Annotated in this window: 8 protein-coding genes; 7 read left to right on the top strand and 1 reads right to left on the bottom strand. The window is 31.0% G+C overall.

What is annotated here, in order from left to right:
* Positions 1–1,293 (bottom strand): DPP IV N-terminal domain-containing protein (locus RMN92_RS11880; protein WP_309609657.1); only part of this gene is annotated, 1,293 nt, incomplete at its 3' end.
* 182 nt (positions 1,294–1,475) lie between these two features.
* Here RMN92_RS11880 and RMN92_RS11875 point away from each other — a divergent pair.
* From RMN92_RS11875 to RMN92_RS11845, 7 genes are all read left to right on the top strand, one after another.
* The gene (locus tag RMN92_RS11875; RefSeq protein ID WP_309609656.1) at positions 1,476–2,654 is read left to right on the top strand and encodes a glycosyltransferase family 87 protein; all 1,179 of its coding nucleotides are present in this window, start codon (positions 1,476–1,478) and stop codon (positions 2,652–2,654) included.
* Positions 2,636–3,571, top strand: coding sequence for a glycosyltransferase family 2 protein (locus RMN92_RS11870; protein WP_309609655.1), 936 nt, complete (start codon positions 2,636–2,638; stop codon positions 3,569–3,571). Before RMN92_RS11875 ends, RMN92_RS11870 begins: the two co-directional genes overlap by 19 nt.
* Positions 3,572–3,573: 2 nt before the next feature.
* Positions 3,574–4,356, top strand: a complete 783-nt coding sequence (locus RMN92_RS11865) for a polysaccharide deacetylase family protein (protein WP_309609654.1) — start codon at positions 3,574–3,576, stop codon at positions 4,354–4,356.
* Between the two features lie 45 nt (positions 4,357–4,401).
* Positions 4,402–4,635 (top strand): hypothetical protein, encoded by a 234-nt coding sequence (locus tag RMN92_RS11860; RefSeq protein WP_309609653.1) that lies wholly within the window; start codon positions 4,402–4,404, stop codon positions 4,633–4,635.
* Entirely contained in the window at positions 4,625–4,906 is a 282-nt protein-coding gene (locus RMN92_RS11855; RefSeq protein ID WP_309609652.1) for a type II toxin-antitoxin system RelE/ParE family toxin, read from the top strand. The genes RMN92_RS11860 and RMN92_RS11855 overlap by 11 nt, the downstream gene beginning before the upstream one ends.
* 27 nt (positions 4,907–4,933) lie before the next feature.
* Positions 4,934–6,250, top strand: coding sequence for a hydroxymethylglutaryl-CoA reductase, degradative (locus RMN92_RS11850; protein WP_309609651.1), 1,317 nt, complete (start codon positions 4,934–4,936; stop codon positions 6,248–6,250).
* Between the two features lie 127 nt (positions 6,251–6,377).
* Positions 6,378–7,289, top strand: a complete 912-nt coding sequence (locus tag RMN92_RS11845) for a GYDIA family GHMP kinase (protein ID WP_309609650.1) — start codon at positions 6,378–6,380, stop codon at positions 7,287–7,289.
* Positions 7,290–7,490 lie beyond the last annotated feature (201 nt).

Here is a 7,490-nt window from a genome sequence, read left to right as displayed (position 1 = left end):
AAACGAATTGATAAAATATTGGAAGTTAGGACTAAAAGTAGCTCCGTTTGTTCCAATTTGTGTGGTTAATCTTTTTTTATTTTTTCCGTCTAATGAAATACTGTATACATCGCGATTTATTGAACCGTTTTCTACCGATTGGTAATAAACTATTTTTGCTTTTTCATCAAAACCATAATAATTGGTTACTTCCCAATTGCCTTTTGTAATTTGATTTTTTAATTTTCCAGTAGCATCATAATTATAAATATGGTTGAAACCATCTTTTTCTGAAGTCCAAATAAAACTACTGTCTTTTAAGAAAGTTAAATTATCGGTCACGTCAACGTAAGCTTTGTCTTTTTCATTCAAAATTACTTTTGTCGCTCCCGAATTGGCATTAACAAAAAGTAAATCCAAATTATCTTGGTGGCGGTTTAAAACTTGTGCCGATAAAGTATTGGCTTCATTAGTAAATTCCAGTCTTGCAATATAAAAATCATTGTATTTACTTAAATCAATCTTTTTGGTTGAAGCAGATTTTATATCATAAATATGTAATGAAACTTCTGCATTTTTTTCTCCCGCTTTTGGATACTTGAATTTATCGGTCACTGGATACAAATCATTCCCATAAATATTCATAGAGAATTCAGGCACCTGACTTTCGTCAAAACGAATAAAAGCGATTTTATCCGATGAAGTATTCCAGTCAAAAGCCCTTACAAAAGCAAATTCTTCTTCGTAAACCCAGTCGGTTATTCCGTTAATGATTTCATTTTTCTTTCCGTCAGATGTAATTTGAGTTGTTTTTTTGGAAGCTAGTTCGTAAACAAACAAATTATTTCCTTTGGCGAAAGCAATTTTCGAACCATCTGGTGAAAAAGTGGGTTCTTGAATTTTATAATCAGCGATTTTTGTTAATGATTTTGTAGTAATATCATAAATGTAATAGTCAGCTACAAATGAATGTCTGAAAATTTGATCTGAATTAATGGCAATCAAAATTTTCTTTTCGTCTTTACTGAAAGTATAACTATCTATTCCTTCCAATTGTTTGAAATCTTTAGTGTCAATTAAAGTAGAAATCTTATTTAAAGTAGCGAAATCATACAAGTTTATTTGTGATGATTTGGTTGTTCTATCAGAATCAAGGACTGTGTACTCATTTGTGTTCTTTAAAGAAGTCAATTCTGTCATTCCTTGTGTCCTGAAAGCGCCACCCCAAATTTCTTCTAAAGTAAGTTTTTGTTGTGCTATTGCTGATAATGAAGTAAGTAAAAATAAAACGAGTGCTTTTTTAGTGATTTTCATATTAAGTAATTGTAAAAACTTGCCAATTTTAGTGAAAAAATCGCATATAATCACTTTTTTTATTGTTAATTTAGCTTTCGAACAGATAAGTTTTATATTTTTCTATGAGAAATTATTTATTTCACATTCAAAAAATTAAGCTTATTATTACAAAGAATTTAAAATTAGCTAAAACGCAATTGATGTTTGAAAAATTAAAAGAAAAAAAGTTTGCAATTTCGTTGCTTTGGTTTTTATTGCCTGCCATAGCTGGTTTTTTAAAATGGAAACAGCATTCTACCAATAATTATGATATTTTTAAAGGCGTTTTTCATCATACAGTCCATAAACTAAATTTATATAATTTATATCCAGCAGAATACTTTGATTCCAATCATTATGGGCCACTTTTTTCGTTAGTCATTGCTCCATTTGCTTTGCTTCCAGATTATATTGGTGTTCCATTATGGACAGTTTTTAATGCTTTTGTTTTGTACAAGGCCTTGATGGTGTTGCCTGTTCATAATAATTCCAAATGGATATTGTTGCTTTTGACTTTAGTTGATTTAATGACGGCTTCCCACAGCGTTCAAACCAATCCAGCTGTGGCAGGCATGATTATTTTATCTTGGTATTATGTAAAAAAGGATAAGGTTGTTTGGGCAGCTTTATTTGTTTTGTTAGGTACATTTATTAAACTTTACGGCATAGTTGGGTTGGCATTTTGGGTTTTTTCTAAACAGAAAGTCAAATATATTTTATGGCTTTTTGTCTGGAGTATTTTACTTTTTTGCTTGCCAATGATTATAAGTTCGCCAGATTTTATACTGCAAAGTTATTTTGATTGGTACAAAAGCATAACAGAAAAAAACTTGACAAATCAGACTATAATTAATGGTGTAGGCAATCGTCAAGATGTTTCTATCATGGGGCTTTTTAGAAGAGTTACACTTATAAATAATTTTTCAAATCTTTTATTCATTATCCCAGGATTTTTGCTTCAGGTTTTACCGCTTTTACAATTCAAATTGTATAAGAATGTAGTTTTTCAAATGCAATATTTGGGTTCGTTATTAATTTTTATAGTTATTTTTTCATCATCATCAGAATCTCCCACTTATATAATAGCTTTGGCAGGAGTGGCAATTTGGTTTGTTTGCCAAACATTACCAATCAAAAAATCGACATGGATTTTACTTATATTTGTCATTATAATTACGTCACTTACAGCAACAGATTTATTTCCGCCAACAATAAGAGATTTTTTTACTTTTTATTCTGTAAAAGCACTTCCGTGTATTGTAGTTTGGTTTGTGTGTGTTTATCAATTGTTTAATTTTGGCGAAAATACAAGTGCATCAAAATGGATAATTCAAGAATAACTATTTGTATACTTACCGCTGCTTACAATGAAGGGGAAAGTATAAACGTTTTTTACCAATCTGTAAAAGAAGTGGTAAATAATTTGCCTTATAACTTTACTTTTTGTTTTGTAAACGATGGAAGCAAAGACAATACTATAGAAATAATTAGAGAGATTGCCAAAAAAGACAATACAGTAAAATATATTTCTTTTTCTAGAAATTTCGGACAACAAGTAGCATTAAAAGCAGGTATTGACTCCATTGATGCTGATGCTATAATTATGATGGATAGCGATTTGCAACATTCACCAAGCTTAATTCCTGAATTAATTGCTGTTTGGCAAAACCAAAAGGTAAATATGGTTAATACACTGCGAGAAGAAGATGCTGATTTATCATGGTTTAAAAAGCAATCTAGCAAATGGTTCTACAAACTCCTCAATAAAATTAGCGATTTGCAACTCGAACCAGGTCAGGCCGATTTTAGATTAATTGACAGGCAAGTTGCTCAGGCATTAAAAAACAGCAAAGAACATGATGTTTTTTTAAGAGGAATGATTCATTGGATTGGTTTCAAACAAGCCGCCATTAGTTACAAAGCACAAAAACGATTTGCCGGCAAAAGCAAATATACTTTTTCAAAAATGATGTCATTGGCTCTAGCCGGAATAACTTCATTTAGCGTAAAACCATTGTATATGGCCATATACATAGGATTTATTTTTGCATTTCTCTCATTTTTGTATCTTCCTTATGTTATTTATAGTTATTGGAGTGGAAATTCAGTGAGTGGCTGGAGTTCTGTATTAATTTCAGTTGCTTTTTTTGGTGGATTAAATTTAATTATAATGGGTGTTTTGGGAATTTATATTGGTAAAATTTTAATTCAAAATAAAGAGCGACCTTTGTACATTATTCAAGAAGAAAATTTGTAAAAATGAAAATTGCCTTACTAAGTTTTGATGTAGAAGAGTTTGATATGCCTTTCGAGTATGGTGGAAAACCATCTATGGAAGAACAAATTTCAACTTCCACTGAAGGTTTGAGCAAACTTTTACCTTTGTTAGAAAAATTTCAAGCCAAATCTACCATTTATTGTACTGGCGTTTATGCTACTGCAAAGTCGGAAATTATAAAAAAAATTAGTGAATTTCACGAAATAGCATCACACAATCATTATCATTCAACCTATAAAACCGAGGATTTAAAAACTTCTAGGGAAATTCTCGAAAAAGTCACTGGAAAAAAAGTAATTGGATTCAGAATGCCAAGAATGGCGCCCGTTTCCAACCAAGATTTAATAGAAGCAGGTTATCAATACAATGCTTCAATAAATCCAACTTATTTACCAGGAAGATATGATTACCGACATGTTTCTAGAATATTTTATAAAGAAGATAATTTGTTGCAATTTCCAGCATCGGTTTCGCCAAAATACAGGATTCCGCTTTTTTGGATAGCATTTCATAATTTTCCTTTGTCGTTTTTCTTTTATTTGTGCAAAAAAGTGCTTCAGAAAGATGGCTATCTCCATTTGTATTTTCATCCTTGGGAATTTACCAATTACACAAATGCGAATAATGGTGCTAAATATCCATTTTATCTAAAAAGAAACAATGGAGAAAAAATGGAGCAACGTTTCGAAAAACTACTCCAATTTCTTAAAAAAGAAGGCTGTGAGTTTCAAACTACAGGCGAATTTTTAAAAGACAAAATCTAAAATAACATTCTAAAATTTACTATTTTTGTTTAAATATTTATGATTATGGAAACTATCAAAATTGAATTTCAACCCAATATCAAAGAAAAATTAATGGAATTTCTGAATTCTTTTAAGTCGGATGAAGTGCATATTGTTGAAGAAGACAAAGAATTTTTGGCGACAAAAAATCGTGTTCAGCAATCTTATGAAAAATTAATTAAGGGTGAGAACAAATTATATGATATAGATGAATTGGATGCTATGCTAGACAAAACAATTTCAAAATATGAAAATTAATTTTGCCGAAACTTTTTACATCTTATTGGAAGAACAAGTTACTTATATTGCAAAAGACAAACCTCTGGCAGCTAAGAAATTTAAAAAAGATTTGATAGTTTGTCTAAAAAGAGATTTAAAATTTCCATATCATTTTAAAAAATCAATATATTTTAATAATGAACTAATAAGAGATTATGTATTCAAAGGCTATACTATTGTTTACAGAATCAATTCAGATTTTAAAAGTATTGAAATTTTCGAATTTATAAAATATATGGAATCTTTATAATTTTATTTGTCAAATATTACCCTAAATATGCCAAAATCAGTTACTGGATTCTCCAAATTAACCAAAGAAGAAAAAATAAACTGGATAGCTTCCAATCACTTTTTTAATGCAAATGAAGCAATTCAAACCATCAAACAGTATTGGAATTCAGACACGGATTTGCAACAACTCCATGATGAATTTATAGAAAACACCATTTCAAATTTTTATTTACCATTAGGTGTAGCGCCCAATTTTTTAATAAACGGAAAAAATCATACCATTCCAATGGTCATTGAGGAAAGCTCGGTTGTGGCGGCGGCATCAAAATCGGCTAAATTTTGGTCGACTCGCGGCGGATTCAAAGCCATAGTGCTTAATTCTGAAAAAATAGGGCAGGTGCATTTTATTTTCGAGGGCGATGCTCAGAAATTAAACCAATTTTTTAAAGGTATCAAATCAAAATTCTTTGCTGAAACAGAAAGCATTACTAAAAATATGCAAAAACGTGGCGGTGGAATTCTGGATGTTGAATTGCGAGATAAAACCACAGAATTAGAAAATTACTACCAACTTCACGCCACCTTCGAAACCAAAGATTCCATGGGTGCCAATTTTATTAATTCTTGTTTGGAACAATTTGCGAAAACATTAAAAAACGAAGCGGAAAAACACGAATCATTTTCTTCCGAAGAGAAAAATATTGAAGTAATCATGAGCATTTTGTCAAATTACGTTCCAAATTGCACAGTTAGAGTTGAGGTTTCTTGCAAAGTTGCAGAATTGGCAGAAAAAAATATTCCAGATCCTTTTGCATTTTCACAAAAGTTTGTTCAGGCTGTTAAAATTGCCGAAATTGAACCTTTCCGTGCCGTGACACACAATAAAGGAATCATGAACGGAATCGATGCTGTTGTGTTAGCCACAGGAAACGATTTTAGAGCCGTAGAAGCTGGCGTTCATGCCTTTGCATCTCGAACAGGAAAATATTCTAGCCTATCGCACGCCAAAGTCGAAAATGATATTTTCACGTTTTGGATGGAAATTCCGTTGGCTTTAGGAACCGTTGGCGGCTTAACTTCCTTGCATCCTTTAGTCAAAATTTCTTTAGAAATGCTCGGCAATCCGTCGGCACATCAGTTAATGGAAATAGTTGCTGTTGCTGGATTGGCACAAAATTTCGCTGCCTTGCGATCACTGACCACCACTGGAATTCAAGAAGGCCACATGAAAATGCATTTGAACAATATTATAAACCAATTCAATGTTACCGATGCCGAACGTTCCGCAATAAAAAATCATTTCAAAACAAATCAAGTTTCCCATTCGGCAGTCGTTGATTATATTGAAAGTTTAAAAAAATAATTTTATTTGAAGCCATTCCCGCTATTCGTTTTAAGCTTTTTTTGTGGTTTTGTCATGCTGAGCTTGTCGAAGTACAAAACCACAAAAAAAGGCTTTCCACTACTATCGCGGCTAAAAAAATCAACCATTGAAACAAACATTTTATAGCAACGGAAAACTACTTATCACAGGCGAATATTTGGTGCTCGATGGCGCAAAAGCCTTTGCATTGCCCACTAAATTAGGTCAAAACCTAACGGTTGAAAACGCACAAAACAATCAAATTTCTTGGAAAAGCTATGATTCAGATGGCGCATTATGGTTTGATGAAACAATTACATTTTCTAATATTCTTAATCAGACAAAATTTGAAAATCAATCTGTAAAAAATACTTTAATAGAAATACTTCATCAAGCTTATAAGCTGAATTCAGATTTTATTCAAAAATCTGATGGTTATGTAGTTACAACACAGCTCACATTCCCAAAAAATTGGGGTTTAGGCACTTCATCCACATTAATAAACAATATTGCAACTTGGCTCAAAGTTGATGCGTTTGGATTACTTAAAGAAAGCTTTGGAGGCAGTGGCTATGATATTGCTTGTGCGCAAAACAATACGCCTATTACTTATCAATTAATCAATCAAAAACCTATTATTAGAAAAGTATCATTTGATAATAATTTCAAAGAAAATATTTATTTTGTTTACTTAAATAAAAAACAAAATAGCAGAAATGCAATTGAATCTTACCTTCAAAAGAAAAACAATCTAAATAAAATAATTCCAGAAATTAATCATATTACAGATAAAGTTTTAGCCGCAATAGATTTTGAAAATTTTGCAATTCAACTTCAAAACCATGAAAATTTGGTAAGTCAAGTTTTGGAAATTCCGACTGTAAAAGAAGTTTTATTTCCAGATTTTAATGGCACGATTAAAAGTTTGGGTGCTTGGGGTGGCGATTTTATTATGGTGCTATCCACAGAAAATCCAAAGGAATATTTCAAACTAAAAGGATATGAAATTGTGCTTTCTTTCCATGAGTTAATTTTATGACAACTCATTATTTTCCTTTTTATTAATTAAATTTATGTTAATTGAAGTTTCTTCATATAATACTTTTCAATTTTTTGCGTTTTAATCTATATTAATTATTATTCCCTAATAATATTTAATGTTCTTATATATTAATTAACATTAACTTAAACATTATGGAAAACACGAAAAACAGTTCAGGATTAAAAGGCTTAGTAGTAG

Source organism: Flavobacterium sp., from assembly GCF_031363805.1.
Lineage (GTDB): Bacteria > Bacteroidota > Bacteroidia > Flavobacteriales > Flavobacteriaceae > Flavobacterium.
This window is presented reverse-complemented; position numbering and strand designations above follow the sequence as displayed.